1 protein-coding gene is annotated in these 715 nt (G+C 69.7%); it reads right to left on the bottom strand.

Going from position 1 to position 715, the window contains the following annotated elements; translation table 11 throughout:
* On the bottom strand, positions 1–715 hold a 715-nt coding region (locus AC1DYG_RS18680; RefSeq protein WP_477641367.1), incomplete at both ends, for a GTP-binding protein.

Raw genomic sequence — 715 nt, 5'->3', positions numbered from 1 at the left:
GCCGAGGAACGCCGAGGCGTCGAGGTTGGTGACGTGGGCCTGCAGCGGCGCCGCGGCGTCGCCCTTCGGCGCCGGCACGTGCTCCATCAGGACCTTGAACAGGGCGTCGAGGTTCTCGGCGTCGGGCGCGGTGCCGTTCGCGGGCTGCTCGATGGACGCCTTGCCCTCACGGCCGGACGCGTAGAGCACCGGCAGGCCCAGGGCCAGCTCGGCTGCCTCGGCGGCCTCGTCGGACAGGTCCGACGCCAGGTCGAGGAGCAGGTCCTGCGCCTCGGTGACGACCTCTTCGATGCGGGCGTCGGGGCGGTCGGTCTTGTTGACCACCAGGATCACCGGCAGCGACGCGGCGAGCGCCTTGCGCAGCACGAAGCGGGTCTGCGGAAGCGGGCCCTCGGAGGCGTCGACGAGCAGGACGACACCGTCGACCATGGACAGGCCGCGCTCGACCTCGCCACCGAAGTCGGCGTGGCCGGGGGTGTCGATCACGTTGATGACGGTGACGGACCCGTCCTCGTTGTGCCGGTGCACCGCCGTGTTCTTGGCGAGAATGGTGATGCCCTTCTCGCGTTCGAGATCACCGGAGTCCATCACGCGGTCGACCAGTTCGGCACGTTCGGCGAACGCTCCCGACTGGCGGAGCATGGCGTCGACGAGGGTGGTCTTGCCATGGTCGACGTGTGCGACGATGGCAACATTGCGGAAGGTGGTGCTAGGC

The organism is Pedococcus sp. P1_H8 (genome assembly GCF_056405175.1).
This window is presented reverse-complemented; position numbering and strand designations above follow the sequence as displayed.